The 1621-nt window shown below is 58.7% G+C and carries 1 protein-coding gene; it reads right to left on the minus strand.

Annotation, left to right across the window (positions count from 1 at the left end; all coding sequences use genetic code 11):
• Positions 1-96: 96 nt before the first annotated feature.
• Positions 97-1338 (minus strand): IS110 family RNA-guided transposase, encoded by a 1242-nt coding sequence (locus HV796_RS42185; RefSeq protein ID WP_175233536.1) that lies wholly within the window; start codon positions 1336-1338, stop codon positions 97-99.
• Positions 1339-1621 lie beyond the last annotated feature (283 nt).

Here is a 1621-nt window from a genome sequence, read left to right on the forward strand (position 1 = left end):
TACCGTGAAAGCTGGCTAGTACGGGCATGTGCATGCCCCCTCGCGTGGTCCGCGAGTAAAAATATCGCCATGCCCGACCCCTCGTTGTGGCGACCGTTAGGTGGTGACAGAGGCTGACGCCTCGTCGGGCCATTGGCCGATCGCCTTCAACTGCTTGATCCAGCGCGGTGCGTTTTTCTTCGCGCCGATGGCCTGATAGTCGATCTGCGGGTCGTGATACGCGACTTTGCGTGTCAGTAGCAGGAAGATCAACCGTATCATCTTGTGGGCCAGAGCGATGATCGCTTTTTTGTGCGTCTTGCGTACCATCAGGCTTCTATATTTGGCTGCCAGCGAGCTCCTGGTTTTCCACGCGGAGTTGGCGCATTCACACATGATGTAGCGGATGACCGAACTGCCTTTTCCGATTCGCCCTGACTTGCGCTTGCCGGCGGATTCATTGTTGGCGGGACAAAGTGCTGCCCATGCCGCGAGACGATCGGCACTGCCGAAGCGGGTCATGTCGTCGCCGATTTCGATGAGGATCAGGGCGCTCGCAATCTGGTCGATTCCAGGTACAGTTTGCAGCAGGCGATGCGCCCATTGGCAGGGGGTCATGGCGGCAAAGATATAGGCGTCGAGTTGGGCCAGACTACGCTCGAGCATTTCAATGTGCTCATGAAGGTGTTCGAGAATGAATCGGTGGCGCGCCGTCAGATCGCCATCGAGTGCGGCTTGCAGGTCCTCGCGCCTGAGTTTGAGCCTGCCGCGTGCCATATCGGGTAGCGCGGTGATCGGTTTGCCTGCGATCAGGCCGGCTACCATCTCGCGTGCCGACAAGCCGTTGATGTCGGTGACGACGCCGCCAGGTTTGATGCCGCCATCGTCGAGGATTTTATGAAGCCGGTTGATTTCGCTCGCGCGCATGGCAGTGAGCTTACGCCGGTAACGGGATACCAGGCGCAGTTCGCGCAAATCCTGAGGCGGGATGAAGCTGCCGCGCACCAGACCGAAGCGCGCCAGCACCGCGAGCCACTGCGAATCGTTCATGTCCGTTTTTCTGCCCGGGACATGCTTGACGAAACGCGCATTGACGACCCAGGCCTGGATGCCGGCGCGTTCCAGATGGGCATAGATACTCTTCCAGTACATGCCGGTGCTCTCCATGACGACGAGTTCGACATCGAGCTCAAGAAGCCAGCTCGCCAGGGCGCGGCAATCGCGCTTGAAACCGCCGAATTCACGGCTTTGCTGTTCGATGGTGCCGTCAGGGTGCTCAATGACGGCGGTGACAACGTGCAGCATCTTGTGGACATCGATGCCGGCAACGCGTCGGTAGAGTGGAGACAGTCCTTCCATGTCACTCTCCTGTGGCTAGAATGAAAGTGACGCACAGGGCATCGATGAACTGGAAAACGCCTCGGACTCGGTCAGTCCGGGTCTCTTTACCGTTTGTGCTGCGGCGACAAGCCGCGCAACTGTTGGGGGTGCGAGCCAGTTCCGGTAGGCCTGGTTATACACGGGGTCGGGCCACCATTGAGATTGCGGTCTTTGGTGTCCTGTGCGCCACTGAGGATTCTGTGCCTTGCGGAGCTTTCATGCTTGGGGGCGATGCCGAATTGAATCATGAAAAGGTTATACA

This window comes from Paraburkholderia humisilvae (assembly GCF_902859855.1).
GTDB classification, from domain to species: Bacteria; Pseudomonadota; Gammaproteobacteria; order Burkholderiales; family Burkholderiaceae; genus Paraburkholderia; species Paraburkholderia humisilvae.

What these genes read in the sequence shown, in the direction of transcription:
- HV796_RS42185 (WP_175233536.1), bottom strand. Translation starts at nt 1,338, where the DNA reads ATGGAAGGACTGTCTCCACTCTACCGACGCGTTGCCGGCATCGATGTC.